Origin of the sequence: Pedobacter sp. (assembly GCF_039594775.1) — a bacterium.
Lineage (GTDB): Bacteria > Bacteroidota > Bacteroidia > Sphingobacteriales > Sphingobacteriaceae > Pedobacter.
Window position 1 is genome coordinate 20674 of record NZ_JBCNMT010000011.1, and the last position, 17346, is coordinate 38019.

Genomic DNA, 17346 nt, shown 5'->3' on the forward strand with positions numbered 1-17346 from the left:
ATGAAGAAAATAACATACTTAATATTATTGTTTTTATGGGGCGGCGTAGGCAACAGCTTTGCTCAGGTTTTTTCTCAAAACTTTAGCAGCTCAAATACAGTTTCAAGTTATGCAAACGCCACTACTCCAAATTCAGGTCAATTTACCTACTTCAGTGCCTTTGGTTCATCGCCCTTTGTGATTGATAACGGTAGGTTAAAAATTAATAAAACCGGGACAGGCTCTGCCCAAGCGGTTAGGAACGTGAATTTTGCCACTACACCCAAAGTTGCCATCGTGAAGTTTAAGGTAGAAGTGGCCAACGCCGTTAATCCATCAACTGCCATTACCAATCATGGTCACTTTTTTATAGGCAATGGTTTCGAGAATAGCGCCAACCTGCCCGACAATGTGGCTGGTGCTGGTAATGCACATAGTAAGTTCGGTTTTTCCATTTCGGGCAATTCGTTCTCTGTAAACATCATGTCCGCTTTAAATGGACAAACAAAAGCACCTGAATCTTCTTCGCAATTATTTTCGGGTGAACAGCAAATTACCTTTGTGGTCAATAATTCAGATAACCCGATCGTATATCAAGCCCCCGATGCATCTTTTGTGGGCTTAGAAAACGATAAATGGGATCTATGGGTAGGAACTACCAAAGTGTATAGTAACCAAGCAGCTTTTGGAGCAACAGTTCCTTTAAATCAGTTCAGATTTGGTTTCCATTCCAATATTACCACTACCAATATCCTTCAAATCTATTTTGATGATATTAATGTGTACAACGAGTCGATATTGCCTTTGTTTGTGACCTTTAATACCAATGGCGGTTCAGCCGTTTCTGAAATTTATGCCAACCCTAACCAACCCATTTCGCAACCAAGCGACCCAAATCGTACAGGTTATACCTTTGGTGGATGGTACAAAGAGGCTACATTTAACACCCCTTGGAACTTCACTACCGATGTGGTGACTGCTCCAATGACCCTTTATGCCAAATGGACTCCAATTACCTATGCGGTAACGTTTGAAAGCAATGGTGGTACAGCAGTAAACCCAGTGCAAGTAAATTATAACAGCACTTTTGCTGCACCAACAGAACCTACAAAAACGGAGGTGATTTTTGGCGGTTGGTACAAAGAAGCGACTTTAACTACACCGTGGAATTTTGCTACTGATGTGGTGACTGGAAATACCACTTTGTATGCCAAATGGAATGATCCACGGCAATCTATTACTTTTCCAGCTATTAGCGATAAAGTTTACGGCGAACCAGCATTTACTTTAGCTGCTACCTCAAGTTCTGGCTTACCTGTTGCTTATGAAGCTTTAACCAATAATATTACCATCAGTGGTTCAATCGTAACCATTACCAATACCGGATTAGCTACCATCAAGGCTACGCAAACAGGTAATGCCGATTATAATGCCGCTACGCCAGTGCAGGTTAGCTTTACCATTAATAAAGCAACGCAAATTCTCACTTTTGATCAACCTACACCTATTAGCCGTTATGCAGGAGTGGTGGCTTTAACGGCAACCAGTTCTTCGGGGCTTCCTGTGGGTTTCACCGCTAATGAGCCTAATGTAGGCATAATTACTTCCGATAATAAATTGCAGGTAAAAGGTTTGGGAACGATTAAAATCACGGCTTCGCAGGCAGGTAACGAGTTTTATTTGCCAGCAACAAATGTTGAGAGAGAAGTGCTGATTCATACAGCAGGGAATACGCAATTATTGGTCACGCAGGCATTGTCACCTAACGGCGATGGCATTAATGATGTTTTTGTCATTGAAGGTATTAAGGCTTATCCCGAAAATCAAGTGAAGATCATGAATAGAGGGGGGATGAAGGTTTACGAACAGAAGGGATATAACAATACCAATGTTGTTTTTGCTGGAAAAAGCAGCGGAGGCGATAAGCTTCCCGATGGAACTTACTACTATTCAATTGAATTTAAACAAAATGGCCAATGGGTACAAAAGAAAGGCTATCTATTCATCAAAAACTAATGGAATCGAGGTCAAAACTTAAGAAAATGAAGATTAGATATATTTTTACGGTGCTAGGCTTTTGTTTTATTCAATTGACAGTTAAGGCTCAACAAAACACTAGCTATAGCCAATATGGTACATCCGTAATTCCAGTGAATACTGCGGCAAGTTTTTTGCATAAAGATGCACAGGTAAGTTTAATTGGACGCTATCAGTGGGTTGATTTGGAAGGAGCACCTACCGCTTACCGTTTGGCGGCAAGTATGCCCATTGGAAAATCTGACTTAAGGGTGGGATTAAATATCAGGCATGAAAATGTATCGGTAGAGAAACTAGGTGAGGTTTTAGCTTTTGTAGGTAAGCAGGTACAACTTTCGGGTAAAGATTACTTAGCTGTATCCGTAGGAGCAGGAGTAAGCTACTATAATGGAAATTTTTCACAATTGTCCACTTCAGATCCTTTGTTTAATAACGATTTAAGGGAAGCAGAGGGCATGCTTTCTGCAAGCGTCATGTATTATCGCCCCGATAAATTTTACGCGGGATTTTCACTTCCTCGTTTAACTTTCTCTAAACTAGGCTTAGGCTCAAGTTCTTTAAACTACGATGCCAGTACTTTGTATCATTTCACTGCGGGAGCGGTATTCGCCTTGGGAGCAGATTTTGACCTAAAGCCTGCAACTTTGGTGAGCTATGCGAAGAATTTAGATGTTCAAGCAGATGTTTCGGCCATGGTTTATGTAAAGAAAACCTTTGGTATAGGTGCAAATGTAGGAACAGAGGGGGAGATGGCCGCTTTGGCTGGCCTATTCATCAAGAACTTGAATATCGGTTTTGGGTATCAGTTTGCAACAAGTAGCAAGCCATTAACCAGAACCTTTAACAATAATACATATGAGTTTAGCTTAACCTATCGTTTTGGTAAGGGATTTGGTGGATTGTTGTAGTATTTAGGCTTCCAGTTCCCAAACCATCACCTTTTTATCATCACCCGTAGAGATTAATTTACTTCCGTCGTGGCTCCACGCAACTTTGTTAATGGAATGTGTATGTCCAATGCCCATTTTTTCCATGCTCACAATTTTGTAAAGCTTGAAATTTTCGGCGTCCCAAAGTTTAATGCTTTTATCTTGGCTTGCGGTAACAAAATAGGCTAAGGTAGGATGAAAAGCAATATCGTAGATACCAAACATATGTGCAGGAATACTGTTGTTGAGTTGGTAGCTGACGCCGTCCCAAATTTTAAGCTGTGCATCCCTACTGCCCGAAATTAAATACTTTCCAGTAGGATGGTAGGCTAATGAAGTAATACCTAGAGTATGTTCCTTTAAAATTGCCTTTAAGGTATAATCATCGGCGTGGTATATATGGATAGAACTGTCTTTACAGCCAAAAGCAATCTCTTGTTCATCTGGAGAAACAGCGATACACCTTACAGTGTCATAGGAAAGAGGTAACCGATAAAGCTCTTCAAAATCATTTAATGACCATATGGCTACTGTACCATCCTCACTACTGGTTAATAACTCTTTTTTTCGTGCAATGGTCTGCATTCCAAAAATAGGTTTGGGATGCGCATTGACCCTTGCAATGATTTCTTGTTTGCCAATGTCGAATACAGAAAAGGCACCACTTCTTTCAGCAATAAATAGCAGATCGTTGTAAAGGTGAAGGAAATATACAGAGCTTTGCACAGGCAATATGACCTTCACAAAAGACATCTCATTTAAAGACCATTCTACCACACCCTTATCATTTCCGGCCGTAAATAGAAAACCTTCTTTATCTGATTTCACAAGGGCATATATGGGATTTTGATGTCCAGTAAAGGTGTGTAAATGTTTTAGCATAATACAAAAATAGTCTTATCCCGTTAATAAATTTGGTGCATTTGTGTTTTTGACAGGCTTTTGTCATTCTACTAAACTACTTATTCAAACTTTTTTTGTCTAAATTTGTATTCTATTTACTTAAACAAAGTGTGATGTTGCTATGGGGGTCGTCGCAAAATATTCAATCAAAGATCTCGAAGTGCTTACCGGCATTCGGGCGGCAACCCTTAGGATGTGGGAGAAACGGTACGAAATAATCAAGCCTTTAAGAACACAAACCAATATTCGATTTTATGGCAACGAGCATCTCAAGTTGTTGCTTAATATCAATGTGCTCAACCGCAACGGAATCAAAATATCGCATATTGCCAAAATGAACCATCGTGAAATTGCCGATAAGGTTAAAGATCTAAGTTTTATCAGGAGTGGTGACGATGATCTTTTTGATGGGCTGATGCTTAGCATGATTGATTTAGATGAAATGTTATTTCAACAGGCATTTTATAAGGCCGTTGCGCGGCTAGGTTTTGAGGATACCATTAACCGGATTATATTTCCGTTTTTTAATCGTATTGGCATCATGTGGCAAATCGATTCCATTAACCCAGCGCAAGAACATTTTATTAGTAACATGGTAAGGCAAAAGTTGATTTCAGCTATTGATCATGTCAATGTTCCTATCCATTCAGCCGCTGAAAAAGTATTGTTATTTCTTCCCGAAAATGAGCTACATGAGTTAGGTTTGTTGTTTTTTAATTATTTGCTGAAAAATAAGGGCTATAAAACAGTTTACTTAGGACAAGCTGTCCCTTTAACAGACCTTCCAAAAATCATGGAGGTAAGTAATCCAGATATTCTGGTTTGTAATGTATCTAACCCAATGACCATTGGTGATGTTAATTCGTTTATTTCAAAATTAAATGCTGTTCCGGCCACTAAAAAGGTGTTTATTGCCAGCGCAAGTATTTTCGAATTGACACCGGAGCTACCTCCACATTTCCAACTTTTTGTTAGCTTAAAACAATTGGCTTCAAAGTTCTAAAACTACTATAATACGCTTAATTGTTTTCTAACTAACCAAATTATTTGAGAAACAATATTGTTGTTTTTTATTTTGTTTAATTTTTTAATTAAAAAGTTAAACAAAATAAGAGTATGTTTGTTAACTCAAAGATGATGGTTAAAACTCCTCCACATGTAATTGTTATCGGTGCCGGTTTTGCTGGACTAAGTGCTGCCATTACTTTGGCTGATAAGGGCTATAAGGTAACAGTTGTCGAAAAAAACAAGCAAGTAGGAGGTAGGGCTAGGATTTTTAAAAAAGATGGCTTTTTGTTTGATATGGGGCCAAGTTGGTATTGGATGCCCGACGTAATGGTAGGTTTTTTTACGCAATTCGGCAAATCCATCTCGGATTATTTCGAGCTCAAGCGGCTAGACCCTTCTTATCAGGTTGTTTATGGGAAAGATGACGTACTTGCTGTACCTGCCAATTATGAAGCCTTAAAAAAAGCTTTTGAGGAAATTGAACCGGGTAGTGGTATTCAGTTAGATAGATTTTTAGCAGAGGCTGAATATAAGTATGAAGTTGGGATCAATGAATTTGTACATAAACCGGGGCTAAGTATTCTAGAATTTATAGATTTCAAAGTCATAAAAGCCGCATCTAAACTAAATCTGTTGCAATCTTTTGCCAAACACGTGCGACATTATTTCAAGTCGCCGAAGTTACTGCAGCTATTAGAGTTTCCTGTATTGTTTCTTGGTGCCGTACCTAAAAATATCCCAGCATTGTACAGCATGATGAATTATGCAGATATCAAATTAGGTACATGGTATCCTATGGGAGGTTTTGGGAAATTGGCAGAAGCCATGCATCTTTTGGCGATAGAAAAAGGGGTTGATTTTAAGATGGAGACTGCGGTAACGTCCATTGAAGTGCTCGATAACAGCGTTAGGAAAGTGATTACGTCTGAGTCAGAAATAATAGTGGATATGGTTGTTGGAGCAGGTGATTATCATCATATAGATCAGCATTTGTTGCCAAAATCATTTCGCAATTATACTGAAGGCTATTGGAACAAACGGGTAATGGCGCCTTCCTGTTTATTATATTACATTGGCGTAAATAAAAAACTGCCTAGACTGCAACATCATAACCTGTTTTTCGAAACCGACTTTGAAAAACATGCCAAAGCAATTTACGAAACATCGGAATGGCCTGAAAATCCACTTTATTATGTGTGCTGCCCTTCAAAAACAGATGCATCCGTAGCCCCAGAAGGTATGGAAAATTTGTTTATGCTTATTCCAGTAGCGCCTGGGTTAAAAGATACCGAAGAAATAAGGGCTAAATATTTTGATGAGCTAATTGATAGATTGGAAGATTTTTGTGACGAAAAATTCCGGGAAAATATCATCGTTAAAACTACTTATGCCTATACCAATTTTGTAAACGATTATAATGCCTTTAAAGGTAATGCTTATGGTTTGGCCAATACCTTAAAGCAAACCGCAATACTGAAACCATCTATCAAAAGCAAAAAGATAAAAAACTTATACTATACCGGTCAGCTTACTGTTCCTGGTCCAGGCGTTCCGCCAGCCATTATTTCAGGGCAAGTGGTTGCCAATTATATTATAAACACCCATAAGTAGATGAAAGCACTATTTGATCAGGTTTCCGCAAAATGTAGCCAAATTACCACACAAAGGTATAGCACTTCCTTTTCGCTAGGTATTAAGTTCTTATCGCCCAGCATCAGGCCCGCTATTTTTGCCATTTATGGTTTTGTAAGATTAGCCGATGAAGTGGTTGATTCTTTTCATGGATATGATAGAAAGGGACTTTTGGCGCAGCTAAAAATCGAAACTTATGCTGCCTTAGAGAAAAAAATCAGCTTAAATCCAATTATCAATAGCTTTCAGCAAGCGGTACATCAATACCAGATAGATATAGAGCTGATCGAAGCCTTTTTGGACAGTATGGAAATGGATCTGGAGAAACAGGTTTATACCAAACAGTTATATGAAAAATATATTTTTGGTTCAGCGGAAGTGGTAGGGCTAATGTGTTTAAAAGTATTTTGCAATGGTGATGCTGATGAATACAAAAAACTGAGACATTCGGCTATGAAACTAGGGTCGGCGTTCCAAAAAGTAAATTTTTTAAGAGATATCAAGGCAGATCATATGGAGTTGGGAAGAATGTATTTCCCCAATATGGATTTCGATTGTTTTACGGAAGAAGATAAAGCTTTGATTGAACAGGAAATAAAGGCTGAATTTGACGAGGCGTTGTTGGGCATTGCAAAATTACCCCGTTGCGCAAAAAAGGGCGTATATTTGGCCTATGTCTACTATAAATCATTATTTAGGAAAATACAGGAGATTCCAGCCAAGCATATTATGGAAAGAAGGGTAAGGGTACCCGATTTCCAAAAGGTATTGTTAATGTTGAATACCTTCTTTGTGCCGCAGGCTTCAGAAAGATTATCTGCCAATGTGGGTTAAGCTAACTTCGCTAATCATTCCAGCGCTTTTGTGGTTATTTACAGAAACTTCAAAGCAAAATATCAGGTTGATGTATGCGAAATCAGTGGAGAGTAAACAAACGGCACAAAATCTGCTGTCAATTTTAGAAAAACAGGACCAGGATGCTTTTGTATTGGGGTACAGGGGTGCTACAAAAATGGTAATGGCTAAGCATGTTTTTAATCCATTTGCCAAGTTGAACTACTTTAATGCAGGAAAAAAAATGCTTAATGCCGCCATTTCAAAAGACCATAACAATGTAGAACTCATTTTTTTAAGATATGCAACACAGGTTTCGGCTCCATCTATTCTTGGCTATAATGCCCATATCGAAGCTGATAAAAAGCAGATTTTGAAAGGATTAAGCAATGATCAAATAGATGATCAACTAGCCAAAACAATTATTTCGTTTATGAAACAACAAAAATTAACGCCTCAAGAAGTACAACAATTAACAAACATCGCCCAATGAAAGAAGAAGTAATATTAGTAAACACTGAAGACAAGGAAATTGGTTTGATGGAGAAAATGCAGGCCCATAGAGGAGCAAAACTACATCGTGCTTTTTCTGTTTTCTTATTGAACGATAAAGGTGAATTATTGCTTCAGCAACGAGCGTTGGATAAATATCATTGTGGTGGCATGTGGACCAATACCTGTTGCAGCCATCCAAGAGCAGGCGAAACGCTACAGGATGCCGTCAATAGGCGCCTACAGGAGGAAATGGGGATTGCTTGTGAAACTAAATGGGTTTATAGTTTTATTTATAAGGCGGATGTGGGCAAAGGCTTGTTTGAGCATGAATTCGACCATGTGTTCTTTGGTCAATTTTCAGGAACACCGCAACCGAATGAAAAAGAGGTAAGCAATTGGCAATATGTTGCTCTTGAGGATTTGAAAAACGATATAGAAGCCAATCCGGATAGATATACCCCTTGGTTTAAAATTATCTTATTAGAAGTGTCTGCCAAAGGTGTTTTAAATGGCCTGTTTAGTAAATGAAGAAGTACGAACTATATAGAGAAACCGTTTTGCCGATTACTTCCTTGGAAGCTTGGGACTTTTTCAGTAACCCCAATAATTTGGCTAAGATTACTCCAGTTGAAATGGATTTTAAGGTAGTGACTAAAGATTTGCCTAAGCATATTCATAATGGACTTGTTATTGAGTATGTAGTAAAGCCATTGGCAGGCGTACCGTTGAAATGGGTGAGTCAAATTAGTTCGGTGAATGCACCTTATTCATTTGTAGACGAGCAAATGAAAGGCCCATATGCTTATTGGCATCACGAACACACTTTCGAGGAAAAAGGAGATTCGGTGTTGATGAAAGATAGGGTTACTTACGCCATCTCTTTTGGTTGGTTAGGTCGGTTGGCTAATCAGCTGATTGTTCGTAAAAAACTGGAACAAATTTTTGACTATCGAACTAGACAGATATTATCCATCTTTAAATCGAAATAAATGGTTTTAACAATAGCTGTTTGCTTAATACTTGCTTTCGTTGCGATGGAATGTGTGGCTTGGTTGGCGCACAAATACCTCATGCACGGATGGTTATGGAGCCTTCATAAAGATCATCATAAAAAAGACGATGGCCAGGTGTTTGAAAAGAATGACTTCTTCTTTTTAATTTTTGCTACACCAGGTATATTATTGTTTTTATACGGGTCTATTTATAAGGATGTAATTGCTATTGGCATTGCTAGTGGTATTACGCTATATGGGTTTTGCTACTTTTTAGTGCATGATATTTTCATCCATCAACGTTTTAAGTGGTTTAGAAATACTAACAACATTTATCTAAAAGCCATTAGAAGAGCTCATAAAATGCACCATAAACATTTGGGGAAACATGATGGTGAGTGTTTTGGGATGCTTTGGGTTCCGGTTAAGTATTTTAAAGAAGCCTTGCGTCAACAGAAGATACAACAAAAGACATCATGAAGCCGTATACCTATTTACTCGTTAATTTCTTTTCCGTATTTGTGCCGTTTATATGTTCCTTTCATCCGAAATTGATGTTTTGGAAGAATGTGAAGGCTTTCTTGCCAGCCAATATCATCACTACCGTTTTGTTTTTAGTTTGGGATGTTTGGTTTACCGAAAAAGGGGTGTGGGGCTTTAATCCAGATTATGTGATTGGGGTTTTCATCTGGGGATTACCCATTGAGGAGATTCTTTTTTTTCTATGCATACCTTATGCTTGTTTGTTTTCCTATCATTGTTTTGGTGTTTGGAAAGAACAAGCACTAAGAGGTTATTCTACGAAAGCGATTTCGTTGTTTTTGGTGCTTTTTGGTGTTGCGATGCTGTTTTGCTTCTATCATAAAATGTACCCTATGATGAATTTTGTGGTGTTTGTGCTGTTGATTTCATACTTGGCGTTTATAAAGAAACCCAATTGGCTAGGACAGTTCTATTTTACCTACCTCATCATGATCATTCCGTTTTTGATCGTGAATGGCGTGTTGACAGGAACTGGTTTAGATGCACCAATCGTTTGGTACAATAGTGATGAAATCATTGGGCTACGCATAAAAACCATTCCTTTTGAAGATGTTTTTTATGGAATGAGCCTTATCGGATTGAATATTTTGCTGTACGAGGGTTTTCTGGTTAAATTAAAGGGAAATAGGCTTTCTTAAGTGCCTTCAGTCATCATTCTTGAACTTTTTGTAATATCGAATAATTGTCGTCTAATTAAACCTTGTAGGTTTGTCCCCATCCCGTCATTTCGACGAACGAAGGAGGAGAAATCTAGCGATTTGGTTAATAATGCTATTAGTTAGATTTAACTTCGTTGACTTTCAATTCTCACATGTGTTCGAAATGATGCAGGGCCTGTTTATCTAAATGGACTACTTATGTCTTTTCTCTAAATTTTCAGCAATATCCTTAATGCTCAATCCTTTCTCTTTGAGTAAAAACATTAAATGAAAAACTAGGTCTGAAGCCTCGTTAATCAAATCTTCTCTCGTTTCAGCCAGGGCGGCTATTACCGTTTCAACACCTTCTTCGCCAACTTTTTGGGCTATTTTATTTAATCCCTTTCCTCGCATCTTATTAACGTAAGAACCCTCCACTGGGTTTTCATATCTGTCGTTAATGATGTTTTCCAGTTCGAAGATAAAGTTCTGGTTGAAATCGGTTTTAAAGCAACTACGAGAACCTGTATGGCAAGTTGGACCAACAGGATTGGCTTTAATCAAAATAGTATCATTATCACAATCCAAAGCAATAGACTGAACGAATAAAAAATTGCCACTTTCTTCGCCCTTTGTCCATAAGCGGTTTTTAGAACGAGAAAAGAAGGTGACTTTTCCTTCTTGTTGTGTTTTTTCAAAAGCTTCGGCATTCATGTAGCCCAGCATCAGTACTTCTAAAGTCTGATTGTCTTGCACTACTACGGGAACTAAGCCATCCGTTTTGGTAAAATCTATTTGATTGGTGTTAATATTGCTCATTTGTTGTTTTGTATAGTTGTTTGCCAAATGGTGTCATTCCTACGTTAGGAGAAATCTATTGGTTGTTTACTTACAGATTCTTCGCTATACTCAGAATGACAAAAGTTCGAAATGACGGATATTCTTAATTTAAATGCGTACTGGTATTTGATGTCTGCTCAATTCCTCTTTCAGATCTGGTATTAAAATTTCTCCGTAATGAAACACCGAAGCTGCAAGTGCGGCGTCGACATTGGCTTTTTGGAAAACTTCTGTAAAATGCTTCATGCTACCCGCTCCGCCCGACGCAATGATTGGGATATTGATCATGTCGTTAACTTTCTTCAGTAAATCACAATCAAAGCCCGCCTTGGTGCCATCATGGTCCATTGAGGTCAACAGGATTTCGCCTGCGCCCAGCTCTTCTGCTTGTTTAATCCAAGCTTCCGTTTGTAATTCGGTGATTAAGCGCCCACCGTTTAAGTGTACCCAATTTTTGCCGTCCACGTGTTTCGTGTCAACGGCAACCACTACAAACTGCACTCCGAAAGCCTTGGCCAGCTCCTCAATTAATTTGGGGTTGCGTACCGCTGCAGAGTTAATACTGATCTTGTCTGCGCCAGCGTTAAGCAAGGCTTCGGCATCCGCAATTTCGGTAATGCCACCGCCAATGGTAAAAGGAATATTTAGTTGTCTGGCTACCGCTTTCACCATCTCAATCATCGTTTTACGACGTTCGTGGGTAGCGGTAATGTCCAAAAATACCAGTTCGTCAGCACCTTGCTGTGCATATTGGGCAGCCAGCTCTACTGGGTCGCCTGCATCTCGCAAGTCAACAAAGTTTACACCTTTTACAGTTCGCCCATCTTTTACATCCAGGCAGGGGATAATTCTTTTAGAAAGCATGGGTGGTATTTAGTAATTAGATATTAGTATTTAGACTTTGCGCCAAACCATCTAAATCTCCGTTAACGGTATTTAGGTGTCGCTTTTCAGACTTTACAGCATGCTGTCTAAATACCAACTACTAATATCTTTTAATCTATTTTATATCGAACTCAACTGTTGTAAATTCCAATTCTTAACTTCTTCAATAGAAATACGGTTTTCGTAAATTGCTTTACCTACTACCACGCTTCTGATCGGCAATTGCGCTAATTCCTCGATGTCGTCCATGGAGCTTACACCACCAGAAGCAATCAATTTAATCATCGGCGAGTGGTCAAGCAATTTTTTGTAAAGTTCTACGGCGGTGCCACCTAGTTTGCCGTCTTTGTTAATGTCGGTACATAAAAAGCGGAAAAAGCCTAAAGCCAAACACTTATCTACATAGTCCATTAGTTTTATTGGCGAGCTTTCCATCCATCCCGAGTATTTAATTACTTCGTCCAATACATCAATGGCAATTACAATACGGTTAGCATAGTCATCTTTTTTAGCAAAAGCCTCACTTAGTTGCGGTAAAAAGTCAGGATTGCTGATGGCTTGTGTACCCACAATTACGCGATGGATACCTGCATCTAGCAAATTGGTTACTTGCTCAATGGTACGAATACCGCCACCATATTGCACTTTCATGTCCGTTTTTTTAATGATTTCGAACAAGGCTTTTTGGTTGCTGAAATCGCCTTTGGCACCATTCAAGTCAATAATATGAATATAATCTGTACCGTTTGACCGATATTGCTCAATCATATCTTCGATAGAAACGTTATATTCAGTTTTTTGGTTATAGTCGCCTTCACGTAAACGAACTACCTTGCCATCTAAAATATCAATTGCTGGAATGATATACATTTTCTATAAGTTAAGGTTAAAAGTCTAAAAATTAAATAGATTGTGGTTGTTTAATATTAGCTAATCATCCAGTTAGCTAATTTTCAAATTATAAAAGTTCTTTAATAACTGTTCTCCCGCTTCACCAGATTTCTCTGGATGGAATTGAACGCCGAAGAAGTTGTTTTTCTGTATGGCCGCCGAAAACTTGTTACCGTAAGTTACCGAGGCGATGTCAAAAATAGGGTTATATTCAATAAAATAAGAATGAACAAAGTAAAATTGTGCAAGAGGTTTAACATTGATAAACAGTGGATTGTTTGTAAAATTAACGTTGTTCCAACCCATGTGCGGTATTTTAATGCCTAATGCTTTGTCGAACAGTTTAGTTTCGATGGGTACTATGCCAATCAAATCCGCATTGCCTTCTTCTGAGTGGTCGGTAAGCAGTTGCATGCCCACGCAAATGCCCAATACAGGTTTTGTCAACGCTTTAATGGCCTCTACTAATCCCGTTTGTTGCAGTTTTTGCATGGCGGCACCCGCATGGCCCACTCCGGGGATAATGATATGGCTATATTTTTCAAAATCAGCTTCAGTATTCACCATGCCATAGCTAATTCCCTGTCTATCTAACGCCGCCGTTAGCGAAAAAATATTGCCAGCTCCGTAGTTCACGATTCCAATGGTGTTGTTTGTGGTGTTTTCGTTCATTTTTTTAGTTTTTGAAAATGAATTTTAATATTTCATGGCTTCTGTAGTCCCGCTATCCGTTACAACTTTTAATGGTCTTCGACAGGCTCAGACTGACATTAAAGGTTTTCATTGCTATCGGGTTTGGTAAACTTCTTTCTGTGTCTTATAGCTGTTATCCTAATTCGTCATTGCGAGCTTTGCGAAGCGGTCTTTTTAGTTAATTCTGTCATTTTGATACGTTATGCAGTGAGGTGAGAAATCTAACGATATGATAAGCTGTTAGATTTCTCCTTCGTCGAAATGACGGGTTGGCGCTAATTACTAACCCCTAACTCCTAACTCCTAACCCCTAGTTCCTATAAGACTCCCTTCGTACTCGGTAAGACCATTTTTTCTGCATCACGTTTAACCGCCATTTTAATTGCCTTGGCAAAAGCTTTAAAAATAGCCTCAATTTTATGGTGTTCGTTTTCCCCTTCGGCTTTAACGTTCAAATTGCATTTTGCTGCATCGCTAAACGATTTAAAGAAATGGAAAAACATTTCCGTAGGCACATCACCCACACGTTCACGTTTAAATTCGGCATCCCAAACAATCCAATTTCTGCCACCAAAATCAATAGCCACTTGTGCTAAGCAATCGTCCATGGGTAGGCAAAAACCATAACGCTCAATGCCCAATTTGTTGCCAATTGCTTTTGCAAAGGCCTCGCCTAAGGCAATGCCTGTATCTTCTACAGTGTGGTGCTCGTCAATATGCAAATCACCTTTGGCAATGATCTCTAAATCAATTCCTCCGTGACGAGCAATTTGGTCCAGCATATGGTCAAAGAAATTTAAACCCGTGTCAATCTTGGCTTTGCCTGTGCCATCTAAATCGAGCTTAATGCTGATATCCGTTTCGTTGGTTTTGCGTTCGTGCTTAACCGTTCGGGCACCACCACGAAGAAAGGTATAAATGTCTTCCCAGTTTTTGGTTTCCAGTGCAATGATGTCGCTTAACGTTTCATATTTGTCCAAATTCTCTGCCGAACCCAAGCCATCGTTATTGCGGATGTAAATTCCTTTAGCACCTAAATTCTTGGCCAGCACAATGTCGTTAAGCCTATCGCCAATCACAAAGGAGTTCTGCAAATCGTACCCTTCTCCAAAATATTTGGTCAGTAGGGCAGTGCCTGGTTTACGGGTTGGCGCATTGTCTTTTGCAAAAGTTTTATCAATTATAATCTCATCAAATACTACACCTTCTGCAGCATAAGTATCTACTATAAAGCTTTGTATAGGCCAAAAATTTTCTTCTGGATGTGAGGGAGTACCCAATCCATCTTGGTTGGTCACCATCACTAATTTGTAGTCCAGTTCCTTGGCAATTTTCGACAGGTAGTATAAAGCTCTTGGGTAAAATTTCAGTTTTGCAAAACTGTCTACCTGCTCATCATCAGGTTCGATATTGAGTGTGCCGTCTCTATCGATAAATAAAATTTTGTTCATTATAGTTTTTCTAGTGCGGTTAAAAGTTGGTTGTTTTCTTCAGCGGTACCAATGGTAATGCGTAAGCAATCGTCGCAAAGCACTACTTTGGAGCGGTCTCTTACAATAATGCCTTGGTCTACCAGTTGGTGGTAGGTCCAATGTGCGTGGTCAATTTGAACCAAAATGAAATTGGCATCAGATGGGTAAACTTTTTTTACTTTCTCCAACCTGCTCAAAGCATTAGCTAACCTTTCTCGTTCGTTCACCGTAATCTTAATCCATTCGTTTACTTGCTGAATGTTCTGTAGGGCTGCCAAAGCCAAATCTTGGGTAGCTTGATTGATGTTGTAAGGTGGTTTTACCTTGTTCAGGATATCGATGACATGGGTTGAAGAAAATGCCATGCCCAAACGTAGTGCGGCTAAGCCCCAGGCTTTCGAAAAAGTTTGTAAGATTACCAAGTTGGCATATTCGGTTAATTCTTGAATAAAGGTCTTCTGCTTGGCGAAATTGATGTAAGCCTCGTCTATCACTACCAAGCCCTTAAAGTTGGCTAAAATCGTCTCTATGTCGCTTCTATTTAAAGAATTTCCGGTAGGGTTGTTAGGTGAGCAGATGAAAATGATTTTGGTGTTTGCGTCGATTGTTTCTGCAATCTTCTCTAAGTCTAATTGGAAATCAGGGGTGAGGTTCACTTTTCTTACCTCTACATCGTTGATGTTTGCCGATACTTCGTACATGCCGTAAGTAGGCGGTAGGATAATCACATTGTCTTTTCCGGGGTTGCAAAACGCTCTGAAAAGTAAGTCAATCGCCTCGTCGCTACCGTTGCCCAAAAAGGTGTTTTCAATAGGCACGCCTTTGATTTTGCTAATGGCATCTTTTAAATCCAATTGCAAAGGATCTGGGTAACGGTTGTAGTCGGCAGGTAGTGGCGAGCCAAAACTATTCTCATTGGCATCTAAGTAAACACTTGCTTGCCCTTTAAATTCGTCCCTAGCGGTAGAGTAGGGGCTAAGGTTTTTTATATTTTCTCGTTGTAGGTCTCTTACGTCCATTTTGGTTGTTTTTTTGGATTAAAGAGCAAGGAATAAAGATAAAAGACTTAAATGGTTTGTCTAGTATCTACTTCTTTGTTCTTTGCTCGTTATTCTTTGTTCTTTAAGTCTAATACTCACTGCATTTTTGTGCGCCTGTAGTCCTTCCGCTTCTGCCAGTACTTCCACGGTATTACCAATGTTTTTTAAGCCATTGACAGATAGATGTTGAAACGTGATTTTCTTAATGAAAGTATCAATAGAAACGCCAGAATAGGCTTTGGCAAAAGCACTTGTTGGTAAAGTGTGGTTAGTTCCAGAAGCATAATCGCCTGCGCTTTCAGGGGTTAAATTACCCAAGAATACAGAACCCGCATTGTTGATCAATGGGATAAGTGATTCGTATTTTTCTGTGGCCAATATCAAGTGTTCGGGAGCATAGATATTGCTAAATTCCATTCCTTGGGCTAGGTCGTCGACCAACATTACGTAGGAATTGGCGATGGCTGCTGCGGCGATGTCCTTTCTGGGTAAGGCTAGCAATTGCTTTTCCACTTCCTCAATAATTTTATTTGCAGTATCATTTGAGGTAACAGTTAAAATCGATTGACTATCAGTTCCATGTTCTGCTTGCGCTAAAAGGTCTGCGGCTACGTATGACGGAATGGCAGTATCATCTGCGAGCACTAAAACCTCCGATGGGCCTGCAGGCATATCAATGGCCACACTATTTTGTACTTGTTTTTTTGCTTCGGTTACATAACGGTTTCCGGGGCCAAATATCTTGTAAACTTGAGGGATGCTTTCGGTGCCATAGGCCATGGCCGCAACGGCTTGTGCGCCGCCAACCAAATAAACCTTTTCGATGTCAAGAAGGGTAGCCACGTAAGCAATGTAGCAATTCACCTTTCCGTCTTGTTGCGGCGGGGAGCAAACTACGATTTCTTTGCAGCCAGCAATTTTAGCGGGGATGCCTAGCATTAAGAAGGTGCTTGGTAGTACGGCGGTACCTCCTGGGATGTACAAGCCCACCCGTTCAATTGCCCTTGCCTCACGCCAGCAAGTTACACCTGGCATCGTCTCTACCTTGTCTTCTTGCTTAAGTTGCGAGGCATGAAAGGTGTGGATGTTTTGGTAGGCAGTATCTATGGCACTTTTGACCGATGGGGGAATCTGTTTCGCAATTTCTGCCAGTTCGCTTTTGTTGATGAAGAGAGAAGAAAGTTCGATGTTGTCGAACTGTTGAGCGTAACTGAACAAGGCATTATCTCCATTGCTTTTTACGTTGTTGATGATTTCTTCCGTCCTCAATTTAACTAAATTGTCGTCAGAAATGCTTCGAGAGCATAGTTCTTTCAGTTTTTGTTGAGTTAAATCTTTAAAATTATAGATTTTCAATGTTTTAAAATTTTAAATTAACTAATAGTTAATAGTAAAAATTAAATATTTTGAGTGATTTTTGTTGTTTGAACACATAGAAACATAGTTTTCTTTGGTTGCAATTTCTGAAATATCATTGGAAGAAAAACGAGTTTGGCTTCCTGTTTTGAAACTGCTTTCTATGTGTCTATGTGGTT

Annotated in this window: 18 protein-coding genes; 10 read left to right on the forward strand and 8 right to left on the reverse strand. The window is 39.2% G+C overall.

Translation table 11 applies throughout. The annotated features are described in order from the left end of the window. Window positions 1-1995 carry an InlB B-repeat-containing protein gene (locus ABDV71_RS18820; protein WP_343535325.1) on the forward strand — a complete coding sequence of 665 codons (1995 nt, stop codon included), beginning with the start codon at window positions 1-3 and terminating at the stop codon, window positions 1993-1995. A 26-nt stretch (window positions 1996-2021) separates the two neighbouring features. Next, the gene (locus tag ABDV71_RS18825; RefSeq protein ID WP_343535327.1) at window positions 2022-2924 is read left to right on the forward strand and encodes a PorP/SprF family type IX secretion system membrane protein; all 903 of its coding nucleotides are present in this window, start codon (window positions 2022-2024) and stop codon (window positions 2922-2924) included. A 3-nt stretch (window positions 2925-2927) separates the two neighbouring features. Here the strand turns inward: ABDV71_RS18825 and ABDV71_RS18830 are convergent, their stop codons facing one another. Beyond that, window positions 2928-3827, reverse strand: a complete 900-nt coding sequence (locus ABDV71_RS18830) for a WD40 repeat domain-containing protein (protein WP_343535329.1) — start codon at window positions 3825-3827, stop codon at window positions 2928-2930. A 142-nt stretch (window positions 3828-3969) separates the two neighbouring features. On the opposite strand from ABDV71_RS18830, the gene ABDV71_RS18835 reads away from it, so the two are divergent. From ABDV71_RS18835 to ABDV71_RS18870, 8 genes are all read left to right on the forward strand, one after another. Next, window positions 3970-4851: a MerR family transcriptional regulator gene (locus ABDV71_RS18835; RefSeq protein ID WP_343535331.1), complete on the forward strand. Its 882-nt coding sequence runs from the start codon at window positions 3970-3972 to the stop codon at window positions 4849-4851. A gap of 113 nt (window positions 4852-4964) precedes the next feature. Then, on the forward strand, window positions 4965-6467 hold the full coding sequence (crtI, locus tag ABDV71_RS18840; RefSeq protein WP_343535333.1) for a phytoene desaturase family protein: 1503 nt from the start codon (window positions 4965-4967) through the stop codon (window positions 6465-6467). Next, window positions 6468-7322, forward strand: coding sequence for a phytoene/squalene synthase family protein (locus ABDV71_RS18845; RefSeq protein WP_343535335.1), 855 nt, complete (start codon window positions 6468-6470; stop codon window positions 7320-7322). Further along, window positions 7312-7815 (forward strand): hypothetical protein, encoded by a 504-nt coding sequence (locus ABDV71_RS18850; protein WP_343535337.1) that lies wholly within the window; start codon window positions 7312-7314, stop codon window positions 7813-7815. Before ABDV71_RS18845 ends, ABDV71_RS18850 begins: the two co-directional genes overlap by 11 nt. Further along, window positions 7812-8345, forward strand: a complete 534-nt coding sequence (gene idi / locus ABDV71_RS18855; protein ID WP_343535339.1) for an isopentenyl-diphosphate Delta-isomerase — start codon at window positions 7812-7814, stop codon at window positions 8343-8345. Before ABDV71_RS18850 ends, idi begins: the two co-directional genes overlap by 4 nt. Next, the gene (locus tag ABDV71_RS18860; RefSeq protein WP_343535341.1) at window positions 8342-8806 is read left to right on the forward strand and encodes an SRPBCC family protein; all 465 of its coding nucleotides are present in this window, start codon (window positions 8342-8344) and stop codon (window positions 8804-8806) included. Before idi ends, ABDV71_RS18860 begins: the two co-directional genes overlap by 4 nt. Beyond that, window positions 8807-9289 carry a sterol desaturase family protein gene (locus tag ABDV71_RS18865; protein WP_343535343.1) on the forward strand — a complete coding sequence of 161 codons (483 nt, stop codon included), beginning with the start codon at window positions 8807-8809 and terminating at the stop codon, window positions 9287-9289. Beyond that, window positions 9286-9990 carry a lycopene cyclase domain-containing protein gene (locus ABDV71_RS18870; RefSeq protein WP_343535345.1) on the forward strand — a complete coding sequence of 235 codons (705 nt, stop codon included), beginning with the start codon at window positions 9286-9288 and terminating at the stop codon, window positions 9988-9990. The genes ABDV71_RS18865 and ABDV71_RS18870 overlap by 4 nt, the downstream gene beginning before the upstream one ends. A 213-nt stretch (window positions 9991-10203) precedes the next feature. Here ABDV71_RS18870 and hisIE read toward each other — a convergent pair whose 3' ends face one another. From hisIE to hisD, 7 genes are all read right to left on the reverse strand, one after another. Then, a complete protein-coding gene (hisIE, locus tag ABDV71_RS18875) occupies window positions 10204-10809 on the reverse strand; it encodes a bifunctional phosphoribosyl-AMP cyclohydrolase/phosphoribosyl-ATP diphosphatase HisIE (protein ID WP_343535347.1) in 606 nt (201 codons plus the stop codon). A 129-nt stretch (window positions 10810-10938) separates the two neighbouring features. Further along, window positions 10939-11694, reverse strand: a complete 756-nt coding sequence (gene hisF, locus ABDV71_RS18880; protein WP_343535349.1) for an imidazole glycerol phosphate synthase subunit HisF — start codon at window positions 11692-11694, stop codon at window positions 10939-10941. 141 nt (window positions 11695-11835) lie between these two features. Next, window positions 11836-12585, reverse strand: a complete 750-nt coding sequence (hisA, locus tag ABDV71_RS18885) for a 1-(5-phosphoribosyl)-5-[(5-phosphoribosylamino)methylideneamino]imidazole-4-carboxamide isomerase (protein ID WP_343535351.1) — start codon at window positions 12583-12585, stop codon at window positions 11836-11838. 72 nt (window positions 12586-12657) lie between these two features. Then, complete coding sequence (hisH, locus tag ABDV71_RS18890; protein WP_343535353.1) at window positions 12658-13278, reverse strand: imidazole glycerol phosphate synthase subunit HisH; 621 nt, start codon at window positions 13276-13278, stop codon at window positions 12658-12660. A gap of 338 nt (window positions 13279-13616) precedes the next feature. Beyond that, a complete protein-coding gene (gene hisB / locus ABDV71_RS18895) occupies window positions 13617-14750 on the reverse strand; it encodes a bifunctional histidinol-phosphatase/imidazoleglycerol-phosphate dehydratase HisB (RefSeq protein WP_343535355.1) in 1134 nt (377 codons plus the stop codon). Next, the gene (hisC, locus tag ABDV71_RS18900) at window positions 14750-15790 is read right to left on the reverse strand and encodes a histidinol-phosphate transaminase (RefSeq protein ID WP_343535357.1); all 1041 of its coding nucleotides are present in this window, start codon (window positions 15788-15790) and stop codon (window positions 14750-14752) included. Before hisC ends, hisB begins: the two co-directional genes overlap by 1 nt. 60 nt (window positions 15791-15850) lie before the next feature. After that, window positions 15851-17167, reverse strand: a complete 1317-nt coding sequence (hisD, locus tag ABDV71_RS18905; RefSeq protein WP_343535359.1) for a histidinol dehydrogenase — start codon at window positions 17165-17167, stop codon at window positions 15851-15853. Window positions 17168-17346: the final 179 nt, after the last annotated feature.